Raw genomic sequence first — 21,822 nt, forward strand, 5'->3', positions numbered from 1 at the left:
GAAGGTATTGTAATTAAGTTTGCTATAGTACTCAAAGCTATCTCTCCGTAAAAGCAGACGAGGCTGGCCCAAAAGGGCCAGCCTCGTCTGCTTTTACGGAGGTTTTTTTAATGTATTTCTATCTCATCCAAAAACACCCAGGTTTTTTCTCCGGCTCCCTGCATGCCCTCCGGCACGGCCTGCATGTTCCGCACCGTTACTTTTACGAATTTTGCCGATGCAGGAGAAAAGTTTACCTGCATAATAGCTTTCGATCCTTTTACCTGAGATGGCTGCTCTGTTTTGCCCAGTAAGCTATAACTTTTGCCATCGGAAGAGCCATACACTTCTATTGCTTTAGGTGGGTATACATAGGTGCCGCCAGCATTTAATGCATGTACCACTACCTGGTTTATTTGCTGTGGATTTCCTAAGTCGATGGTAGCGTCTACATCCATGCCGTGGTGCCCGATCGATTCCTGTGTGCGGCCTCCTTTTTCGTTGAGAAGGCCGTCTACCAGTGTAAAGGCTCCATTCCCAGGAAAATAGTCCGAAGGCTGCTCGCTGAGCGTTACTTTCTTCCCGGTCGCCTTGTTTACTTTTAAGCTGAGTGTGAGAGAGTCAATCAATTGGTTGTCTTTATAATAGAGCCCGGTTACTTTTGCCGATTGGTTCAGTTTGATTGGCTCTGTATACTCTTTCGCTGGCTGGCTCTGGAGGCTGTACATTAGTTTGCCCAGGTTTTGTTTGGCATTCATTTTTAAAGTAACACCATTATGATCGGCTGTAGGTAGTACACTGGCATCAATATCATAATAAGCCTTACTATACTTTGTGCCCCAGAGGTCGTAGCGTTTGAACTGTGTCTGTAATCTGTTCTCGAAATCGTTCCAGTCCTTTTTCTCTGGTGCCGTCCAGAGTACTTCGCTTAAAGCACTCATGCGCGGGAAGAGCATATACTCCACTTTGTCTGAATTTTTCATGTACTCGGTCCAGACGTTGGCCTGGGCTCCAAGTATGTATTTTGCCTGATCGGCATTCAGCTCTTTCGGCACAGGGTTGTAGCTGTACGTTTTTTCAACAGTGGTAAAGCCTCCTATGGTCACAGAATCTTCGCGCTGGCTCTGAGAGTGGTCTAAGTATACATGGCTGCCTGGTGTCATAATAACATAGTGGTTTTGTTTGGCTGCCTCAATGCCTCCTGCCTCTCCCCGCCAGCTCATAACAATGGCATTGGGAGCTAATCCGCCTTCCAGTATCTCATCCCAACCGATAATGGTTCTGCCCTTGCTGTTGATATACTTCTCCATGCGCTGAATAAAATAGCTCTGCAGCTCATGTTCATCTGCCAGTTTTTCATCCTGAATTCTTTTCTGGCAAAGCGGGCATTTTTTCCAGTTCCCCTTAGGGCTCTCGTCGCCACCCACGTGTATGTATTTGGACGGAAACAGGGCTATTACTTCATCCAGAACATCCTGCAGAAACGTAAAAGTGGTTTCTTTTCCGGCGCAATATACGTTGTCGAAAATGCCCCAGGTCTGCTGTACCTGGTAAGGACCGGTGCCTTCGCAGCCTAGCCAGGGGTAGGAGGTAAGCGCTGCTTCAGAATGGCCGGGCATCTCAATTTCAGGAATAACTGTTATGTGGCGGTCGGCAGCGTATTTTACTACCTCCTTTACCTCCTCCTGGGTATAGAAACCTCCATAGCGTTTGTTGTCGTTGCCTGAGCCTGGGTATCGGCCAATAATGGTACCGTTTCTGAAAGCGCCTACCTGTGTTAGCTGAGGATACTTTTTTATCTCTATGCGCCAGCCCTGATCCTCAGTGAGGTGCCAGTGAAAATAGTTCATCTTATGCAGTGCAATGTAATCGATGTATTTTTTGACAAAAGCTACCGGAAACATATGGCGGCCTACGTCCAGGTGCATTCCCCTGTAAGCGAAACGAGGCGCATCCTGTATCGAAACAGCCGGAATATCCAGTGAAGTACTTCTTTCGGTAGGGAGCATCTGAATAAGCGACTGTACACCATAAAAAGTGCCTGCTGGCGTAGTGCCTGCAATGGTTATACCCTGTGGTGTAGCTTGTAAGGTATAAGCATCCTGTCCGTTTTCTTTGGCAGTTTTGGAGGTGGAGAGGGTAATGCTGTTCTTAACCTTTTTAGAAGTTACGTTCAATTTAAAGCCATAGATCTCCTGTAGGTAATCGTTTAAGAATTCGGCGGCTTTTCTGTCCGCTTCGTTTTGCAGGGCGATAGCCGTTTTATTCGTAACAGTAAAATGGCCGCTGCCTGCCTGTATACTGGCAGGTTTGGGTATGATGCTTATCTGCTGCGCTACTGCGAGCTGAGCGATCAGGCAAAAGAGAAAAGATAACCGTTTCATAGAGCTACATTATGGGAGGTGAAGTTAGAGTTTCTATTTGAACTACTTTTTTGCCATGCATTCTCATTTAACAGCCGTGGGAGTTGTATCAGCGTATGCAATGGCTTAAGCTATAAAATAATAAATGTAACAAGTCTGTTTAAATTTAGAGGAATAATTTTAAATTTAACAATATTTGTGAGTCCTTACTTTGCTTGTTCTTCGTTTTTGCTTCGGCAACTGAATACTGCATTGCAATAAAGATCTTCAAACAGATAAGTATGAACCAGACAACTTTAACCAATCCTTTGCGGGCAGATGGCCTTCTGCAGGAGAATGCATTTCAGAGATACCTGTCTTTAGATGTGTTACGGGGCTTAACCATCGCACTGATGATCGTTGTAAATACACCCGGAAGCTGGAGTACCATTTATGCACCTTTCCGTCATGCGGCCTGGCACGGGTTCACAGTTACAGATCTCGTGTTTCCAACTTTTTTGTTTGTGGTCGGCAATGCGATGAGTTTTAGCATGCGCAAATTTGAAAAGCAAGGGAATGGTGCTTTTCTGCAGAAGGTCCTTAAGCGCACAGCACTTATTTTTCTGATAGGCCTTTTCTTAAATGCTTATCCCTTTTTCCAGGTAACAGATGAAGGTTTTAGATGGATAGACTTTGCGGGCATACGTCTCATGGGCGTACTGCAAAGAATTGCGCTGTGTTATGGAATAGCTGCCCTGGCCATCAGGTTTTTTAAAACCAAGGGAGCCTTGATGCTGGGCATAGCATTACTATTGCTGTACTGGGGGATTCTGTATACGGCAGGTGATCAGCCGGATCCATATAGCCTGGAAGGTAATGCTGCTTTAAAACTGGACTTGTTGATTTTTCCGGTTGCTAATCTCTATAAAGGCTATGGTATCCCATTCGATCCTGAGGGCTTGCTCAGCACGATGCCTGCTGTGGTTAATGTTATCGCGGGTTATCTGGCTGGACTGTTTGTACAAGCCAGAGGCAACAATAGCAGAACACTACTGGCGTTGGCTGTTTCAGGAGCTGTGCTGACAGCGGTAGCCTTGCTTTGGGATATAGCCTTGCCTGTTAACAAGCCAATCTGGACAAGCTCTTATGTGGTGCTAACTGTTGGCCTAGACCTGTTATTGCTGGCGGTGCTTATGCTTGTAATAGAAGTATTGCAGTTAAAAGGCTGGACCTATTTTTTCGAGGTGTTTGGACGCAATCCATTGTTTATCTATGCCATGTCGGGTATGGTTATAAAAACGATGAGTATGATACGCCTGAATGGACAGGGGTTAAGCGGGTGGGTCTATGACCGCTTTTACCTTTCCTGGGCTGAAGGAAACAATGCCTCTTTGCTTTTTGCCGTTTCTTATATGCTGCTTATGTGGATGATCGGTTATGTGCTGGATAAGCGAAGGATTTATATAAAGGTGTAGGCCAAGGTATGCTGCAGCTCTCAATTTTAGGAATAAGCTGCGGGGTGAAATATAAGTAACTGTTGCTTTATGAGTTATATAGGTCTTTTCATGGCGCTGATGCCAGGAACTCTTGCCAGATCGCTGTAAGTAACTAGATTGAATTTTTTTCCTATCAAGGTTCTGAATTCAGGCGAGAGAAGCATCTCTAATTCTGTTTTACGATGCTGGCTGGCCTGTGGAGTTCCCTCAGCTGTATTCATCAGGCTGCTGTTCATATCAACCAAAACGTCCATTTCTGGGGTTGCGTGAGCAATATGCAATTCAACCAGGTTTGTTTTCCCTGCTTTTAGGTTGTTAACGTGCAGCATAAATTCCTGCTTCTTTACTGCTACAGGTACAGACCACATGGATTTATAATCTTCACCAAAGTATGTTGAAATGGCCAGCCTGTACTTTTGTGCCAGCTTCTCAACAATGGCTCTGAGCTCAGGAGTAGCAATAGCCATCCCCATGTGTGGGTCGAGGTACGTTATTTTAAGACCCGATGACAGTGCCCTTTCAACTTGTGCCGTCAGTTCTTTTTCTACTTCTTCTAACTTGTAATTGCTCTGCAGAAATGCTTCGATTGAGGGCAGAAAATACCCGTCGCTATCAACCAGGCTTGGTACAGCTTCTCTGCCTGTAACAGGTCCCCAGCGGTAGTTGCGCCATTCGGCATTAAGTGTAAGATGAACCCCTACAGTAACATGCGGATGATTTTTAAGGATAGACACAGCTTCCTGGTACCAAGGGCAGGCAAACATAACAGAAGTTGAAAAAGGAATGCCACTTTCTGCCAATTGTTGAGCAGCTGTATTTACTGCATGGTTCATCCCGATGTCATCCACCCGCAAGAGCAGGTCCGGGAGCTTGCCAGGAGTTTTTTGAGCTGATGAGGGAATTGCGATAAACAAAATAGCTGCTAACAGCAAAAGTATACAGGAGTGCTTTTTCATAAGAATACAGACATTAGTGACTACTAAAATAGTTGTTAAATAACTGGTTCGGAAGTTATTGGCAGATAAATTTGTTTTTTATGTGATTGCTTACTTATATTGGTGTTAGCAAAGGCAAAAGCTTCTGTGTTCGTTTATTAAATTATATGTATTCTGGGTATATTTTGAGCCAACCTAAAATAGATTAACAAATATGAGAAACGGTTTACATCTGATATTTTTATTGGCTGTTGCTGCTTTGTGGGGCTGCGAAGAAAAACACGATGTGGCTGCGCTGGATAAATTTTCTAAAAAGCAATTAACAATCTGGAACGATCATTTAAGCGAAGTGATCATAAAAGATATTTTCACACCGCCAGTAGCCAGCCGGATCTATGCCTACCCCAATATTGCTGCATATGAGGCCCTGGTTCCTGGTAACACAGCTTACAAGTCGTTAGCCGGCCAGTTAAATGAATTAACCCCTGTTCCTCAACCGGATACTTCAGAAGAAATTTACTATCCAGTTTCAAGCGTTATTGCTTTTTCTACTGTTGGCAAGAAGCTGGTTCTGGTAGAAGCAAATATGCAGAAATACGAAGATGAGTACCTGGAGGAAATACAGAAGATTGGCATACGCGAAGAGGTGCTGAAAAATTCCATCGCTTATGGAAGGCAGGTTGGCGAACACATATTAGCCTGGTCGAAAGCCGATCATTATAAAGAGACAAGAGCCCTGACCCGGCACTTTATCTCTAAGAGTATAGACGTGTGGCAACCTACTGCTCCGGACTATATGCCGGCAGTGGAACCACATTGGAATAAGATGCGGCCTTTTGTCATAGATTCTGCTGCTGCCTTCAGGTATGATAATCCCATGGCGTTTGACTCTACTGCTACCTCAGCACTTTATAAAGAAGCCATGGAAGTATATAATACGGTGAATAACATCGACGAAGAAAAATTGCTGATTGCACGATTTTGGGACGACAACCCGAATGTATCCTATACAAAAGGACACGTAACTTATTTTAAACAAAAGCTGACACCTCCGGGCCACTGGATGTCGATTGCTAATCTGGCGATACGCAGAAGTAATCTTAATATGATGGAGGCAGCTGAAACTTACGTTTTTGTTACAACTGCAATTGCCGATGGCTTTATCAGTTGCTGGGATTCTAAATTCAAGTATAATTCTATCAGACCAGACACTTACATTGACCGCTACATCGATGAGAATTGGGAGCCTATTCTGCAAACACCTCCCTTTCCTGAATTTCCGAGTGGGCATAGTGTTATCTCCGCCGCAGCTGCAGCGGTGCTTACCCATAAATTTGGCGATTCTTTTACTTATGTCGATTCAACCCAAATGGCAATAGGGTTGCCTCCCCGTCAATTTAATTCTTTCAATGAAGCCGCTTACGAAGTAGGGGAAAGCCGGGTATACGGCGGGATACATTTCCGGCCAGCCTGTTTAAAAGGAGCTGAGCAGGGAAAGGCAATAGGTGAACTGGTATACGACAGGTTGAAAACAAGAAAAACGGATCATACGGCTGCTTTATAGTGTGCCTTAACAGAAATCACTATCGGGAGGCTGAAGTAATAGATAGGTACTGCTTCCTGTTGCTGTATAAGTTTCCGCTTGTTCAGCTGTGCCGCTTCCTACAAGAATAAAATCATTGTTAAAACAATGATATGAAAGCTAAAAAAAATAATAAAAATTTGTTGTAAGTGCTCAATCACGCTGCTATATTAGCAACATTAATTTGTAGTTCTGCGTCTTTTTATCTGATGCATCGGAAAGTTTAGTTGGTGTTGGTTTTTGCTGTAACTGCTAGCAATTCAGTAAGATGCTTAGCTTTATTTTATGTGTTGTATAGATAGTTTGAATTAGAGCAGATTGATGTTTTTGTTGCCTGGATGTTTATATACATCGGCAAGAAATAGTATAAGTGCTTCATATTTATCATATTATCCTTAAGCTTTAAGTTAAACTCGTTTAATAACTCATTGTTGTTTGTTGTATAAAGGGAGTAATCACACGCATTTTAGAAATTTTAAACTGTTAATCATCGGAAAGGAGACCTATTGATATAGAATTATACATTATTATAAAGCCAGTATCGAATCAAGCTGTTCCAAATACATGGCTTTTATAGGTTGATCATAAACGATCAATAAAATAACCTCCCACTATTCTACTTGAAGATACGCAGCTCTTATGTGGTTCTGTTCTTTCTGATGGTAAGACTAACCTACTGAAGCAGCCATATCTATTACCCATTGCATATTACTTTCTTTCTATGAAAAGTATTGGTGCTATTGAGCGCCTTTCACTTGCTGCATAGAGGAAATTCCAGTGAATACCCATTTCAATTACTCACCTTAATTTATTTGCAATGAAAAAACTCTTCTACCCATTAAAAAAGCTAATAGTCCCATGCATGCTGGTGGGATCTTGCCAAATTGCTTTTGGACAAGATCTGGCTTACGTGGGAAAAAGTGCTGATGATGCTTTTAAGAAAAGCCCATTCAGTACTAACGCTGGGGCAAATTCTTCAGGAAGCTCCAAGGCTGTTCAGAATAACACGGTAACAGGCCGGGTGCTCGACGAGAATGGCGACGGTATGCCAGGCGTAACGGTGCTTGTAAAAGGTACTTCCAATGGTGTCACAACAAACTCAGAAGGAAGATATTCTATCTCAGCTCCTCCAGGTGGAACACTTGTCGTCTCGTTTATTGGCTACCAGCGGCAGGAGGTTCCGATTAATAATCGGTCTACTGTAAACATTAATCTGGCGCTGGATGCCCAAGTGTTGGATGAAGTAGTGGTAACAGGTTATACCACGGAGAAAAAAAGAGACATTATTGGTTCAGTCTCAGTGGTTAAACCTACTGAATTATTGCAAACACCCGCAGCCAATTTACAATCGCAGTTACAGGGCCGCGCTGCCGGTGTAACCGTAAGTGGTAACGGGCAACCCGGTGCCACAGCCAAGGTACGTATTCGTGGTTTTGCTTCTTTTGGAAATAACGACCCGCTTTACGTGATAGACGGCGTGCCTACAGAAAACCCTTCTGCACTAAACCCTCAAGATGTTGAGTCGGTACAGGTGCTGAAAGATGCAACTTCAGCCTCTATTTATGGTTCCCGTGCAGCAAATGGTGTAGTAATTGTTACTACGAAGCGTGGTAAAGCCGGTACTTCCAGTATTTCTGTCGACTCCTATACAGGTGTGCAGGTAATCCCCAAAAGCTCTATGCCGAAAATGATCAGTACAGAGCAGTATGGGCAATACCTGTGGACGGCAGCCAGAAACGGAGGAACACCTTTTGGAGTTGCTGACGACGAAGGTAACGTAAGAGGATCCAGAATTTATGGTAACGGGTTGTCGCCGGTTGTTCCCGGTTACTTGATAGTTAGTCCTGGCTTTTCAGGAGGTGTACCGGCAGGAGACCCAAGAGCAAATCCTAACCTTTACAACATTGGGCCTGGTGGTTTTTATCAGATCATCCAGACCAGTCCGGGCACGAACTGGTTCGATGAAATAACACGGGCTGCCGTAATTCAAAGCCACCAGATAAGTGCTTCCGGCGGCTCTGAAAAAGGAACTTACTCCTTAGGCGTAAACTACTTTAACCAGGAAGGTACTATCATCCATACTGGTTATGACCGAGCTTCTGTAAGAGCGAATACTACGTTTAACCCAGTTAATAGAGTACGAGTGGGAGAGAACCTGCAGGTTACCTATGAAACCAGGCAAGGTGGTGGTGAAGCTGGTGAGGGTGGTGCATGGGCACAAGCCTATCGTATGATGCCTTATCTGCCGGTTTACGATATAAATGGCGGCTTTGCTGGTAATGGTGTTGGGGAGTCGGGTAATGGTAGTAGCCCGGTGGCAAACCTTTACAGAGGCAAAGACAACCAGAACAATGGGTTTAAGATATTTGGTAATGCGTTTGCCGAAGTAGATATTTTAGATGGTTTAACAGCCAGGTCTTCTTTCGGTATTGACTACAACAATAACTACAACAATAACTATGTAGCTATTACGTATGAAAGATCTGAGAACCAGACCGAAGACTCATTTACAGAGAATTATGGTTATTTGAATACCTGGACCTGGACCAACACTCTGAACTACAACAAAACTTTAGGCGAAAACCATAATATAAAAGTTTTAGCAGGTGTGGAAGCTGTAAAAAGCACAGGCCGTGGCATCACCGGGCGAAATACGAACTATGATTTCGGCGTTGATCCTGAATTCAGATCTATCCAGACAGGTACAGGCACTATCACGGCTTCAACTTATAATTTAGGCAGATCCTCTCTCTACTCCTTGTTTGGTCGTATCGACTATGGTTTCAGAGATAAGTACTTGTTTAATGCAACGGTTCGCCGCGATGCTTCTTCTAAGTTCGGACCAGAAGCCAGAGTCGGTGTTTTCCCTGCTGTAGGTGCCGCCTGGAGAATTTCGGATGAAGCCTTTATGCAAGGTCTTTCCTTTTTATCAGAGTTGAAAATCAGAGGTGGCTGGGGCCAGATGGGTAGCCAGCGAAACCTGGATGCCAATAACCAGTTTAGTACCTTCTTCTCACAGCCCGGAGCGTCCTGGTATCCAATTAACGGACAGAATAATTCTGCTACAGTTGGCTACAGACAACAACGCTTGGGTAACACCAGCACGAAGTGGGAAACAACCGAAACAACTAACCTGGGTATTGATGCATCGTTCTTCAATGGTCGGTTTAATGTAACTCTAGAAGGCTACAATGTGGTAACAAAAGATCTTTTAATGGAGCAGGTTCGAAATGGTCTGATGCCGGATATCACCATGCCTAGAATAAACATTGGTGAAATGCGGAACAGGGGCTTTGACCTGACTTTGGGAACCACAGGGAATTTTGCCAGCGATTTCAGGTATGATGCTAGTTTGAACTTTACACATTATACAAATGAGTTAACCAGAATGGCTGAATCTGGTGCAATTATTTACCGCAGCACAAACTCTAACAGGTTGAATAACATCATCGCAATTCAGGAAGGATATCCAATTTCATCCTTCTATGGCTACCAGATTGATGGTATATACCAGAATCAGGCAGAGGTAGATGCCGGTCCTATTACTGATAACAAATGGGTAGGCTCCTGGAGAATCAAGGATATTAACAACGACGGAAGAATAGATGATAACGACAGAGCTGTTATCGGCAATCCGATTCCTAAGTTCCAGATGGGCTCCAATCTGTCTTTAGCCTATAAGAACTTCGATATCTCAACTTTTCTGTTCTGGAACTATGGCAACGATCTGTATAACTTCACCAAGTGGTATACAGACTTGAGAGGCTTTGTGGGCGGTGTAAGTACCAGGGTGCTGGAAAATTCCTGGTCTGAAACCAACAGGGGAGGTACCTTGCCTATTATAAGCAATGCAGATAACTATTCTTCTACTATTTCTACAGATTACTATGTAGAAAAAGGTTCTTATTTAAGAATGAGAACGCTGCAATTAGGATATACACTTCCTACGGCTGTTGCTAATAAAATACACCTGAATAACCTAAGAGTATACCTGCAGGGGCAGAACCTTTTCACCGTAACCAATTATACTGGTGCAGATCCTGATATCAGTATAGTAGGCGATAACAATTCAACAGCTGATGACCAGTTTATGGGGGTTGACCAAGCCAATTATCCTAATTCCAGGCAGTTCATTTTCGGGATTAATTTCGGCTTCTAGCAACTGGTAAGTTAAGCACATGAATCATTAAAATGTTTTATAACATGAAGAAGAATAAATTCTATTTAGGAATAACATTAGGTTCTTTGTTTATGGCAGGAATAATGACTGCCTGTAAAGAAGAATTTCTGGAGCTTGATCCCATCGGTGCCTATTCTGAAAGTTCTTTAACCAATAAAAAAGGTGTTGAAGGAATGTTGATAGCAACTTATGCAGCTCTAGATGGCCGCCCTGAAACACAAGCTACTGGATCAACTAATTGGATAATGGGTAGTGTTGCAGCTGATGATGCCAACAAAGGTTCAGAGGCCGCCGACTTTAATACTATTAATCCCATTGAGCTGTATCAGCAAACGCCTAGTAATGTTGTGATAAACGACAAGTGGCGAGGCGCAGTAGATGGGATTGGTATGGCCAACCAGGTTCTGAGAACATTAAAGTTAATTACCGATGCTTCTGCTGCCGATGCGGCACGTATTGAGGGGGAAGCGCGTTTCCTACGTGCCTTCTTTCACATGGAAGGTAAAAAAGTGTTTGATAAAGGCTTTCCCTGGATACCGGAAACTGCCGTTACAAACGAAGACTATAAAGCCATCACCAACCAAGCCGATATCTGGCCTCAGATTGAAGCTGATTTCAGGTTCGCGATGGAAAACCTTCCGCCAACACAGGCTGACAGAGGTCGCGCAAATAAGTGGGCTGCGGCTGCTTTCTTAGGCAAAGCACTGATTTACCAGAAAAAGTATGCAGAGGCACTAACTATTCTTAAAGATGTAATGGCTAATGGGACCAATGCACAGGGAACAAAATATGCATTAAATCCTAACTATGGTGCCAACTTCAGGGTAGCTACAAAAAATAGTGCCGAAACAGTATTTGTCATTCAGTATGCCATTAACGACGGAGCTGGTAACAATTCTAATGCGAACTATGAGCAAAACCTGAATTTCCCACATGGTGGTTCTGGAGACAGACCGGGTGGTTGCTGCGGTTTCTTTCAGCCATCTCAGGCACTGGTTAATTCTTACATGACTGATGCTGCAACAGGTTTACCCAGAAGAACACCGTATGCTACCAATGGTGTCACCAGCGACTATCAGAGAACTTCCTCTCAACCTTTCACGCCGTATGCAGGTACACTTGATCCGCGCCTTGACCATACAGTAGGCCGCCGTGGTATTCAGTACCTGGATTGGGGCGCGCACCCTGGCCGTAACTGGATCCGTGATATTAATAACGGTGGACCATACAGCCCGAAGAAAAACGTGCATTCACGAGCTGAACTAACAGGCGGTAGTGCTGGTACAGGTAGCTGGGGACAGCCAGCCAATGCGCTTAGTTTCCCGGTAATGCGTTATGCAGATGTTATTTTGTTAACTGCTGAAGCCGAAGCACAAGCCGGATCTTTATCTAATGCTACTGATCTGGTGAATATCGTGCGTGAACGTGCCGGAAGCCAGGAGACCATAGAAGGCATTTACATGGTGGGCTCTAATACGGAAGGACCGGTTGCGAACTATAAAGTGGGTTTATATACGACACCATTTGCCTCTAAAGATGCAGCCATGACAGCTATCATGGAAGAGCGCCGGTTGGAGTTGGCAATGGAAGGACATCGTAAATTTGACTTAGTGCGCTGGGGCATTGCAGCCCAAACGCTTAATGCCTATGCAAGCTTCGAAAAAACGTATGTGCCGAAGTTTACAAATGCACAATTCTCTGCCAATCAGGATGAATTTATGCCTGTTCCGGAGTTGGTGATCAACACCAGCCGACTCTCTTCAGGCCAGTTTAACCTGAAACAGAACGAAGGTTATCAATAAGTAACTCTTTCCAGTAGAACAATGGCAAGATTTGTGAAATCTTGCCATTGTTATTTTACCGAATTACAATCAAAATAGTATATTAGTTACTGCTTTCCAGTACCTTTTACGTCTATATTCGCTGCGCTCTTCTCATGAAAATCTTACCATTAAAGTTAATCCCTTACCTGCTTATAGGTATAATTTGTGCCTGCACTAAGAAGGAAGATACTTTGTTTACATTGTTGTCTCCTGATGAAACAGGCATTACCTTCTCAAACAGGATTTTTGAAAGCGATACCCTGAATATCCTCACCTCAGAGTATGTGTACAATGGTGGCGGTGTAGCCGTGGGTGATTTTAACAATGATGGCCTGCAGGATGTGTACTTTACAGGGAATATGGTTTCGAACAAGCTGTACCTGAATAAAGGCGACTTTAAGTTTGATGATATAACAGACAAAGCTAACGTTGCAGGCGAAGGCAAATGGTGCTCTGGTGTGGCCTTGGTAGATATTAACAACGACGGCTGGCTCGATATTTATGTTGGAGCTACTATGAAGAAAACGCCAGAAAGCAGGGCCAATCTGTTGTATATAAACAATGGGCCCGGAAAAGACGGTATACCTACTTTTACAGAATCTGCCGAAAAGTACGGCATTGCAGATACCGGCCATACCACCAACGCTGCCTTTTTCGACTACGACCTAGACGGAGACCTAGACCTCTATGTGCTGACGAATGTGATCAACGAAGGATTACCAACCACCTATCATAAAAAGAAAGTGGATGGCAGTGCCGAAAACAACGACCGGTTTTACCGCAACAACGGCGACGGTACCTTTACCAATATAACACAGGAAGCCGGTATTGTTATAGAAGGTTTTGGATTAGGCCTGGCTATATCGGATATCAACATGGATGGCTGGCCTGATGTATACGTTTCTAACGATTACCTGTCTAACGACCTCCTGTATATTAACAACCAGAACGGTACTTTCACTAACAGAATAGATGAGTACATCAACCACACAAGCTATTCTGCCATGGGAAACAGCGTGACTGATATTAACAATGATGGCTTGGTGGACATCCTGGCCCTGGATATGCTGCCAGAAAACAACAAGCGCAAGAAAATGATGATCGGTCCGAACAATTATGCCGGTTATATCAATAACGATGTCTATAATTACCAGCACCAGTATGTACGCAACACCCTGCAACTACACCAGGGGCTGACGGAAAAAGGCGAACCTGTATTTAGTGAAATCGGGCAGTTAGCCGGTATTTACCAGACCGATTGGAGTTGGGCTCCTTTGTTAGCCGATTTTGATAACGACGGCTTGCGGGATGCCATTATCACCAACGGTTTCCCAAGAGATGTAACTGATCATGACTTCCGGATTTACAGAAGCGGCTCCGCCGGAATGGTGGGAGGTATGTACCTGATCGACTCTATACCTGTTGTGAAAATAGCCAATTACGCCTTTCAGAACAATGGAGACTTAACATTTAAAGACAGGTGTAAAGAATGGGGGCTAACCACACCTTCTTTCTCCAATGGTGCGGCCTATGCCGATCTGGATAACGATGGCGACCTGGATTTTCTGGTGAATAACATAAATGACAGTGCCTTTGTATACCAGAACCAGTTATATAGCGGGAAAAAAACGTCCAGTACAAATCATTACCTTAAAGTACGGTTTAAGGGCAGCGACATGAACCGGGGGGGGATTGGTGCAAAGCTAACCATTTACTATGATAACGGTAAACAGCAGTTTCATGAACACTCCCTGTATAAAGGATATCTTTCTACGGTAGAAAATTCGGCACATTTCGGGTTGGGTAATTCACCCTCAGTAGACTCTTTACTTGTTACCTGGCCCGATGGGAGGGCCCAGAGGCTGGTGAATGTTAAAACCAACCAGACGCTGACGCTGGAATATGTAAAAGCTAGCCTTTTAGGAGCTTCTGCCCCAGCTTTAAGTAACAGTATGCCGGAAACAGCGCCGCTACAGGAGGCAGCTGGTTCCTATAATATTTTGTTTAAGCACCTGGAAGATGATAAAATAGACTTTAATGTACAAAAAACAATGCCTCACAAGTATACCCAGTCAGGCCCGGGAATAGCAGTAGGCGATATAGATGGAAACGGTTTGGAAGACTTCTACATAGGCGGTGCGTCAGGCCGGCCAGGTACTTTTTTTCTGCAGCAGTCTACGGGTAGGTTCGTGATGTCTGATAAGCAAATAATCCGGAATGGGCCGAAGGTGGAAGAAGAAATGGGCGTTCTTTTCTTTGATGCCGACCAGGATGGCGACCTTGACCTGTATGTGGTAAGCGGCAGCTATGAGTTTGAGGAGGGGTCACCATATTTCCAGGACAAAGTATACAAGAACAACGGCAAGGGCATTTTTACATTAGATGCGGAGGCCCTGCCTGCTTTATATGCCAGCGGGTCCTGCGTAAAGGCAGCTGATTATGACCAGGATGGCGACCTGGATTTGTTTGTAGGGACTCGTGTTATTTCTGGTAAATATCCGTTGGCTCCTGCCAGTTATATACTGCAAAACAACAATGGCCGATTTACAGATGTTACCGCACAGGTGTGCCCTGAACTGAAAACATTGGGAATGGTGGCCGATGCGCTGTGGTCTGATTTTGATGGAGACGGCCAGGTTGATTTGATTATAGCCGGAGAATGGATGCCGGTTACTTTTTTCAAGAATAAGAAAGGCAAATTAACAAATGTAACAGAGGCAACTGGTCTGGCCAATAAAATCGGTTGGTGGAACAGCCTGGTAGCAGGCGATTTCGACGGAGATGGCGATATAGACTATATGGCTGGTAACCTTGGGCTGAACACCAACTATGTGGCTACAGAAGACATGCCTTTGCTGGTTTATGCAAAGGATTTCGATGATAATGGTAATATAGACCCGGTGTTAGCCTGCTACATGAAAGCAGAAGACGGTACCATGAAAGCTTTTCCGATGCACAACCGCGACGACTTAAATGCGCAAATGCCTCGTACACGCAGTATTTTTGCCCGCTATGCAAACTATAGCACTGCCACCATAGAGCAGGTGCTGAAGCCCGAAGAAACAAAAGATGCGCTTATCCTGCGGGCAACACACCTGGCAAACAGTTACATCGAGAATCTGGGCGGAGGCAAATTTAAATTGACCGCTTTGCCCGTTGAGGCACAGCTGGCCCCCGTTTACGGCATGGTAACAGAAGACATTAACCACGACGGAAACCTGGATGTGCTCTTAGTAGGGAATGACTATGGAACGGAGGTTTTTACCGGTCGGTACGATGCTTTTAAAGGGTTATACCTGCAGGGCAATGGCAAAGGTGGTTTTGTGCCGCAACCCTTAAGCAGAAGTGGCTTTTATGTGCCCGGAGATGCCAAAGGTCTGGCAACTTTATATGGCAAAAACGGGGAGAGGATAGTGCTGGCTACGCAGAATCAGGATAACCTGAAAGTGTTTACGCTGAAAGAAAGTACGGCAGCGAACAATCTTTTATCTAAAACTATTACCCTGAATCCCCAAGATGCCTGGGCACAGGTTTTTTATAAAAACGGCCGTAAAGCTAAAGTGGAATTTTACTACGGCTCTACCTATTTATCTCAATCAGGAAGAATGTTTAAACTAACTCCAGACATGGAGAAGGTGGTAATGTATACCTTTACAGGAAAAAGCCGCACTTTATAACGAACCCATGAGGTGTATTACTTCTGTAAGGTTACTGATTTTAGCATCAATGCTGACTGCCCTAAACGGCTGTCAGCAAAAGAATGAAAAAGTGGTAAGGCTGAGTAATGGGGCTCAAGTAGAATTGCCTGCCCGTACGATAGCGGCACTAACAGGAAAACAACTGGCACAGGGATACTGTGCCGGTTGCCATGTATACCCGGAACCGACGCTGCTGGATAAACAAACCTGGAAAAACAAAGTACTTCCGAATATGGCCCTGCGCCTGGGGCTTGGAGGTGATGGATTCGCTAAATATGCCGGTTTATCCTCAGAAGAAATTATGGCAGTAGTGCAGGCAGGAGTGTACCCTGATGAACCCGCCATAGAGGAAGAAGCCTGGCAGAAAATAGTAAACTTTTATGTGGAGGAGGCGCCTGATCAATTACCGCTTCCCAAAGCCAGCGCCAGAAAACTAAAGGTAGGAACCGAATTGCTTCAGGAGGTGATGCCTCGATGGCAGGAGGGGAAGAGTTCATCCATTACCCTTGTGAAAATAGACCCTCGGCATAAGCGTATCGTAACAGGAGACCAGTTCCATAACCTGGTCGTTTATGATAGTGAGCTAAAGAAAGCAGATACTGTGTTTTTGGATAGCCCGCCCGTGAGTTTAGTGCCGGAGACTGCAGGAGGATTTAAAGTGCTCACCATAGGAGAGATAAACCCGAGCGATCGCACTGCGGGAGATCTTTACTCAATCCAGAAGGCAAATGCAAGCAGCGGCTTTGAGGTGCGTAAACTGCTTTCAACTTTAAAAAGGCCTGTTTATGTTGCTGCTTCAGACATAGACCAGGACGGACTGGAAGATCTTATCGTGTGCCAGCACGGTAATTATACAGGCGAATTATCCTGGTTTCGAAAAACAAAGGAGGGAGGTTATCAGCAGAAAATATTAAAGAAGGCAGCCGGTGCCCGCAAGGCAATCGTTTCTGATTTCGACCAGGATGGTAGGCAGGATATTCTGGCTTTGTTTGCGCAGGGGCAAGAACAGGTGGTTCTTTTTCTAAATCAGGGAAATGGCAGGTTTAATGAAAAGGTTGTATTGCAGTTTCCGCCGGTCTATGGCTCAAGTTATCTGGAGGTGGTTGATTTTGATGGAGATGGCGCTCTGGACATCTTGTACACAAACGGAGATAATGCCGACTATTCGTTTAGCTTAAAGCCTTATCATGGGATCAGGATTTTCTTAAACGATAAAAAGAATAATTTTAAAGAGGCGTATTTTTTTCAGCTGCATGGAGCTTCTATTGCGAAAGCCTGCGACTTCGATCAGGACGGAGATATAGATATAGCTGCCATCGCGTACTTTCCAGACTATGAAAACGCACCGGAAGCAGGCTTCGTTTACCTCGAAAATACAGGAAATTTTACTTTTCAACCCTCTGTATTACAACATGCCACAGCAGGTCGCTGGCTTGTAATGGATACTGGCGATATAGATCAGGATGGGGATCAGGATATAGTTTTAGGCTCGTACACACATTCTCCAACTCCGGTTCCTGAACTTTTACAGCAGCAATGGCAACAGCACGGCGCAGGTATTTTGCTACTTAAAAACAAACTGAAAGAATAGGTGTAAACCGCTACAGCGCCTGTATGATCTCCTTTACAGGCGTTTCTCCTTTAAACTCTTTTACCAGATTGCCTTTATCGGAATAAATATATAGAGAAGGAGATGGGACAGGTCCGTAGGTTTCCAAAATAAATGCGGTGGCAGTATGCATAAAATGTACTTTGTCGTTACCAGCTAATTTGTACTCTTCTGAAAATTGCTTAATCTGGCTTAAAGGCGCATCAGAAACAAAAAAGAGGTTATATGATTTAAAAGCTTCGAGGTGCTCGCTGATCTCAGCAGCTTCTCGCTGGCAATGGTCGCAATCGGGCTGGAACAGCACAATAACTGCCTTCCCTTTAATATCTTTGGCAACTATGCGGGTACTGTCTGGTTTCATTAGAGGCAACCAGGGGAGGTCGTTTTGCAACATGGCCGGAACAGATTTTTCTACTTCCTTTTCAGCCCGCTGAGATCGCAGAAAAAAGATAATAGCGAAAGCCACTGCCAAAGTGCCCAAAGCACCTATTGCAAAACCTTTTAACATAGCTGTATTAACATTTAGAATGATTAGAAACAGGCAGGAGAGTGGTTTCTGGTGCCTGCTCATCTGCGCCTCTGTTTACTATGCAAGCTATTAAAAAAGATTAATTTAGCTAATATTTTAACCTGAATATTCTGTTGTTAAAAAGCGGTTGTTAAGGCAGCAAAGGGTTAAAAGCAACCGGCCGGCCTTTTATCAAAGCCGGCCGATGACAATGTGCTGATCTTAACTCTGCGGATACCACTTCCGCAACCTTACTTCAATTTTTTTGTCCTTTGCATTAACTTTATTTTTGAAGCTTTCTACATCGCTTAAGTCCTGCTGACCACGGTAATGATAGGGGTACACCACTTTTGGTTTGAAGGCCAGTACAGCGGAAGCAGCCTGATCTATGTCCATGGTATAAGGCAGGTTCATGCATACAAAAGCCACATCAATGTTTTTCAGAGTGCGCATTTCCGGAACATCTTCTGTATCACCAGAAATGTAGATGTTCTTGCCTCCAATGGTAAGTATATAGCCGTTGCCCCGTCCCTTGGGGTGCATCGCATCTTCAGCTTCCGGAAGGTTGTACATAGGAATGGCTGCAATGGAAATGCCTAATTGCTCGGTTTTGGCACCATTGCCTAACACAACGGCTTTCTGCTTCAGCGCTTCGGGTAGCATGTCTGCTACGGCCTGTGGTGCAACTATAGTAGCTTTACCAGTTTCCAGGCCCTCTAATGTTTTTGTGTCGAGGTGGTCGCCGTGCACATCCGTGATCAGGATAAGATCGGGGGCTGCCAAACCGGCAAAAGCATCGGGCCCGCCATAAGGATCAACATAAATGGTCTGGTTATTCCAGCTAAGGACTAATGTGCCATGCAAAACGGGCTGTATGGTTACATTGCCTTTGGAGGTTTTCAGCTGGTCGGCTTCGGCGCGCTGCGCATGCGTTTGGTGCAGCATTAGCCCGAAGAGCAAAACAAAAATATAGCTGAGTTTCATAGTAAGTTATTTGAGGTGAAACAGAAAAATATAAGCAAAGTTTAAATGAACAGGTTTAAACAAAAAGGGAGGTCAGCTTTTTGCCATACCTCCCTCTTCATCAGAATTCCTCATAAAATTCGATAAGAGAAGCAAAGTAAGTATCGCTCCAGCCTTCGGTAATATCTTCAAAATCCTGATCCGGAATATTGGTATGCCTTAACTCTGCAGAAGTGCCCTGCTTGTGTTCATGCAGCTTTATGGTCACAATCGACTCTTCTGCTTGATCGCCAAAATACCATTGCTGCACAATTTTCTTTCCTTCTTCAAACTCCAGGTTTTTGCCAACAATGCTGCCATCCCAAAGCGAAAACTCGCTGCCAGGCTCTGTAGACATCTCTGCCTTTTCTCCTGTCCAGAGCTGAATGGTGTTTGGGTTTGTAAGAGCGGCATATACTTCCTCTGGTGAGGCCGGTATGATAAAGTACTTCTTAAAATCTTTCATGTTAACTGTATATTTGCTTAACGAGGCTTTTCAGCCTGCAAAATGGCTGTAATTTATACAGAATCTTTGTTATTTAGGCATATCATACGGTAAGCTTTTAGCTATAGTGTACAAAGTAGTGCACTTTGCTGCGGATTCGGAAAAGCTTGTGCCATCGGCAACCTTTTAGCTCACCCGAACCTGTGATGCCGGATCGGGTATACCGGCTGTATGGCCTGGAGCAGCAGGCAAAGAAAATAAATAAGCAAAAGCAATTTCCGCAGTTTCATAAAGAATATTTAAAAGAAACATAATGCCATCAGACAAGCCACTTTTTGCCTCCGTTAACCAGGTAATTCTTCCTTACGAAAACGCATCCTTACATATAAGCGACCTTGCCATTCAGCGGGGCTATGGCGTGTTCGATTTCTTTAAGTGCCAGGGGCAGCGCCCATTGTTTCTGCCTGAATACCTGGATAGGCTCTACGATTCGGCTCGCTTTGTGGAACTGGCTGTGCCGCTTAGCAGAGATGAGCTGGAAACAGGCATTTATAAGTTGCTTGAAAAGAATGATCTGGAGCTCTCAGGCATGAAAATAATAGTAACCGGCGGCTACTCTGCCAATGGGTACGACCCGGTAAAGCCGAACCTTGTGATGCTGCAGCAGCCACTGGTGTTGCCGGATGCCTACATCATAGAGCAGGGTATTAAAGTAATTACACACGAGTATGTGCGGGAGTTACCGCTGGCTAAAACTATTAACTATGTGACCGGCATAAAGTTGATCAGGCAGATACGGGAGCAAGGCGCAGCCGATGTGCTTTATCATCAGAATGGAATAGTTACTGAATTGCCGCGTTGCAATTTCTTTATAGTGCGCCAGGACAACACGGTTGTCACTCCTGCACAGGATGTACTGGCGGGCATAACCCGTAAAAATGTGCTGCAACTAGCTGCCAGAAAATTTAAAGCTGAAGCGGCTACAGTTACGCTAGATGATGTTGCAAACGCTAAAGAAGCTTTTCTCACCAGTACAACCAAAAGAATTTTGCCCATTGTGCAGGTAGACAACACCATAATTGGAAAAGGTAAGCCAGGCGAAGTAACGCTTTCTTTGCTCAAAGAGCTGGTTAAGGTGGAGCATGGGTAATTTGAGCGCAGAGAAAAGCGATGCCAGCTTCTGGATTAAAAATGATTTTTTGAACCAAGGCTGTTAACTCCGAGTAAAGACAAATACTTTTGAAGAAAAAATCAAAAAAAACATGAAAGCAATTGTTCTCAAAGATACCAAACTACAGTTAGAAGAAATAAATGCCCCGAGCATAGCAGCAAACCAGGTACTGGTGAAAGTAAAAGCCATAAGCATTAATCCGGTGGATGTGAAAACCGGGCAGGGAAAAGCGTTTTATAATCAGATTAAAGATGAAAGCCCTGTTATTGTTGGTTGGGATATTTCTGGTGAGGTGGCAGAGGTAGGCCCGGATGTTACGCGTTTTAAAGTGGGAGATGCTGTTTTCGGGATGGTTAATTTCCCCGGACATGGCAAGGCATATGCCGAGTACGTAGCTGCTCCGGAAGACCACCTGGCGCTAAAACCTGCTGCTATCTCGCACGAAGAGGCTGCCGCCGCCACACTGGCTGCTTTAACGGCCTGGCAGGTATTAGTTACGAAAGCAAAGCTGCAGGCAGGCCAGAAGGTACTGATACATGCCGCTGCCGGAGGTGTCGGGCATTACGCTGTACAGATTGCAAAGCATCTCGGAGCCTTTGTAATCGGCACTTCCTCCGCTTCAAAGAAAGATTTTATCATGTCGCTTGGCGCAGATCAGCACATCGACTATACCAGCCAGCAGTTTGAAGAGGTAGTGCAGGATGCCGATGTGGTACTGGATTCGCTAGGGCCAGGTAACGTAGCGCGTTCTATCGAAACGCTTAAAAAAGGTGGAATTGTTATCAGTATACTTGGCTTTAGCCCGGAGAACGAGCAGAAAGCAAAAGACAAAGGTGTGGAAGGTTTCGGCTACCTAGTGGCTTCCAACGGTGATGACATGAGATCATTGGCGAAACTATTAGAAACCGGTGAAATGAAGTCTGTGGTATCTCATACTTTTCGGTTTGAGCAAATGCAGGAAGCGCACGACCAGGTAAACAGCGGCAAGACTCAGGGGAAAGTAGTGGTAACGATAGAATAAAAATATATCGGACGCGACGAGGTCATAAGGG

At 44.5% G+C, this 21,822-nt stretch carries 13 protein-coding genes; 8 read left to right on the plus strand and 5 right to left on the minus strand.

What is annotated here, in order from left to right; genetic code table 11:
* Positions 1-107 precede the first annotated feature (107 nt).
* On the minus strand, positions 108-2,363 hold the full coding sequence (locus C1N53_RS02545) for a family 20 glycosylhydrolase (RefSeq protein ID WP_137757831.1): 2,256 nt from the start codon (positions 2,361-2,363) through the stop codon (positions 108-110).
* A 260-nt stretch (positions 2,364-2,623) separates the two neighbouring features.
* Here C1N53_RS02545 and C1N53_RS02550 point away from each other — a divergent pair, with 260 nt between their 5' ends.
* Positions 2,624-3,796 carry an acyltransferase family protein gene (locus C1N53_RS02550; RefSeq protein WP_137757832.1) on the plus strand — a complete coding sequence of 391 codons (1,173 nt, stop codon included), beginning with the start codon at positions 2,624-2,626 and terminating at the stop codon, positions 3,794-3,796.
* 74 nt (positions 3,797-3,870) lie between these two features.
* On the opposite strand, the gene C1N53_RS02555 is transcribed toward C1N53_RS02550, so the two are convergent.
* A complete protein-coding gene (locus C1N53_RS02555; RefSeq protein ID WP_137757833.1) occupies positions 3,871-4,773 on the minus strand; it encodes a ChbG/HpnK family deacetylase in 903 nt (300 codons plus the stop codon).
* A gap of 193 nt (positions 4,774-4,966) precedes the next feature.
* On the opposite strand from C1N53_RS02555, the gene C1N53_RS02560 reads away from it, so the two are divergent.
* The 5 genes from C1N53_RS02560 (at position 4,967) to C1N53_RS02580 (ending at position 17,626) form a co-directional block, all read left to right on the plus strand.
* Entirely contained in the window at positions 4,967-6,316 is a 1,350-nt protein-coding gene (locus C1N53_RS02560) for a vanadium-dependent haloperoxidase (RefSeq protein ID WP_137757834.1), read from the plus strand.
* 880 nt (positions 6,317-7,196) lie between these two features.
* On the plus strand, positions 7,197-10,493 hold the full coding sequence (locus tag C1N53_RS02565) for a TonB-dependent receptor (RefSeq protein WP_168193941.1): 3,297 nt from the start codon (positions 7,197-7,199) through the stop codon (positions 10,491-10,493).
* Between the two features lie 44 nt (positions 10,494-10,537).
* On the plus strand, positions 10,538-12,316 hold the full coding sequence (locus C1N53_RS02570; RefSeq protein WP_168193942.1) for a RagB/SusD family nutrient uptake outer membrane protein: 1,779 nt from the start codon (positions 10,538-10,540) through the stop codon (positions 12,314-12,316).
* Positions 12,317-12,450: 134 nt separating this feature from the next.
* Entirely contained in the window at positions 12,451-16,014 is a 3,564-nt protein-coding gene (locus C1N53_RS02575) for a VCBS repeat-containing protein (RefSeq protein WP_137757837.1), read from the plus strand.
* Positions 16,015-16,063: 49 nt separating this feature from the next.
* Entirely contained in the window at positions 16,064-17,626 is a 1,563-nt protein-coding gene (locus tag C1N53_RS02580; RefSeq protein WP_168193943.1) for a VCBS repeat-containing protein, read from the plus strand.
* A gap of 10 nt (positions 17,627-17,636) precedes the next feature.
* Here C1N53_RS02580 and C1N53_RS02585 read toward each other — a convergent pair whose 3' ends face one another.
* The 3 genes from C1N53_RS02585 to C1N53_RS02595 all read right to left on the minus strand — a co-directional run bounded on the left by C1N53_RS02585 (position 17,637) and on the right by C1N53_RS02595 (position 19,620).
* Positions 17,637-18,152, minus strand: coding sequence for a redoxin domain-containing protein (locus C1N53_RS02585; RefSeq protein WP_168193944.1), 516 nt, complete (start codon positions 18,150-18,152; stop codon positions 17,637-17,639).
* 222 nt (positions 18,153-18,374) lie between these two features.
* On the minus strand, positions 18,375-19,136 hold the full coding sequence (locus C1N53_RS02590) for an MBL fold metallo-hydrolase (protein ID WP_137757840.1): 762 nt from the start codon (positions 19,134-19,136) through the stop codon (positions 18,375-18,377).
* A gap of 100 nt (positions 19,137-19,236) precedes the next feature.
* Positions 19,237-19,620 (minus strand): SRPBCC domain-containing protein, encoded by a 384-nt coding sequence (locus tag C1N53_RS02595; RefSeq protein ID WP_137757841.1) that lies wholly within the window; start codon positions 19,618-19,620, stop codon positions 19,237-19,239.
* Positions 19,621-19,912: 292 nt separating this feature from the next.
* Between C1N53_RS02595 and C1N53_RS02600 the strand changes: the two genes are divergently transcribed.
* Together C1N53_RS02600 and C1N53_RS02605 are read left to right on the plus strand one after the other, a co-directional pair.
* On the plus strand, positions 19,913-20,749 hold the full coding sequence (locus C1N53_RS02600; protein ID WP_137757842.1) for an aminotransferase class IV: 837 nt from the start codon (positions 19,913-19,915) through the stop codon (positions 20,747-20,749).
* Between the two features lie 112 nt (positions 20,750-20,861).
* The gene (locus C1N53_RS02605) at positions 20,862-21,791 is read left to right on the plus strand and encodes an NADP-dependent oxidoreductase (protein ID WP_137757843.1); all 930 of its coding nucleotides are present in this window, start codon (positions 20,862-20,864) and stop codon (positions 21,789-21,791) included.
* The last annotated feature ends 31 nt before the right edge of the window (positions 21,792-21,822 follow it).

The organism is Pontibacter sp. SGAir0037, from assembly GCF_005491705.1.
Lineage (GTDB): Bacteria > Bacteroidota > Bacteroidia > Cytophagales > Hymenobacteraceae > Pontibacter.

Excerpts from the sequence above, each read along its gene's own strand:
- C1N53_RS02570 (WP_168193942.1), top strand. The coding sequence starts at position 10,538 with ATGAAGAAGAATAAATTCTATTTAGGAATAACATTAGGTTCTTTGTTT.
- C1N53_RS02600 (WP_137757842.1), top strand. The coding sequence starts at position 19,913 with ATGCCATCAGACAAGCCACTTTTTGCCTCCGTTAACCAGGTAATTCTT.
- C1N53_RS02555 (WP_137757833.1), bottom strand. The coding sequence starts at position 4,773 with ATGAAAAAGCACTCCTGTATACTTTTGCTGTTAGCAGCTATTTTGTTT.
- C1N53_RS02560 (WP_137757834.1), top strand. The coding sequence starts at position 4,967 with ATGAGAAACGGTTTACATCTGATATTTTTATTGGCTGTTGCTGCTTTG.
- C1N53_RS02585 (WP_168193944.1), bottom strand. The coding sequence starts at position 18,152 with ATGTTAAAAGGTTTTGCAATAGGTGCTTTGGGCACTTTGGCAGTGGCT.
- C1N53_RS02590 (WP_137757840.1), bottom strand. The coding sequence starts at position 19,136 with ATGAAACTCAGCTATATTTTTGTTTTGCTCTTCGGGCTAATGCTGCAC.
- C1N53_RS02565 (WP_168193941.1), top strand. The coding sequence starts at position 7,197 with ATGCTGGTGGGATCTTGCCAAATTGCTTTTGGACAAGATCTGGCTTAC.
- C1N53_RS02580 (WP_168193943.1), top strand. The coding sequence starts at position 16,064 with ATGCTGACTGCCCTAAACGGCTGTCAGCAAAAGAATGAAAAAGTGGTA.
- C1N53_RS02605 (WP_137757843.1), top strand. The coding sequence starts at position 20,862 with ATGAAAGCAATTGTTCTCAAAGATACCAAACTACAGTTAGAAGAAATA.
- C1N53_RS02595 (WP_137757841.1), bottom strand. The coding sequence starts at position 19,620 with ATGAAAGATTTTAAGAAGTACTTTATCATACCGGCCTCACCAGAGGAA.
- C1N53_RS02550 (WP_137757832.1), top strand. The coding sequence starts at position 2,624 with ATGAACCAGACAACTTTAACCAATCCTTTGCGGGCAGATGGCCTTCTG.
- C1N53_RS02575 (WP_137757837.1), top strand. The coding sequence starts at position 12,451 with ATGAAAATCTTACCATTAAAGTTAATCCCTTACCTGCTTATAGGTATA.
- C1N53_RS02545 (WP_137757831.1), bottom strand. The coding sequence starts at position 2,363 with ATGAAACGGTTATCTTTTCTCTTTTGCCTGATCGCTCAGCTCGCAGTA.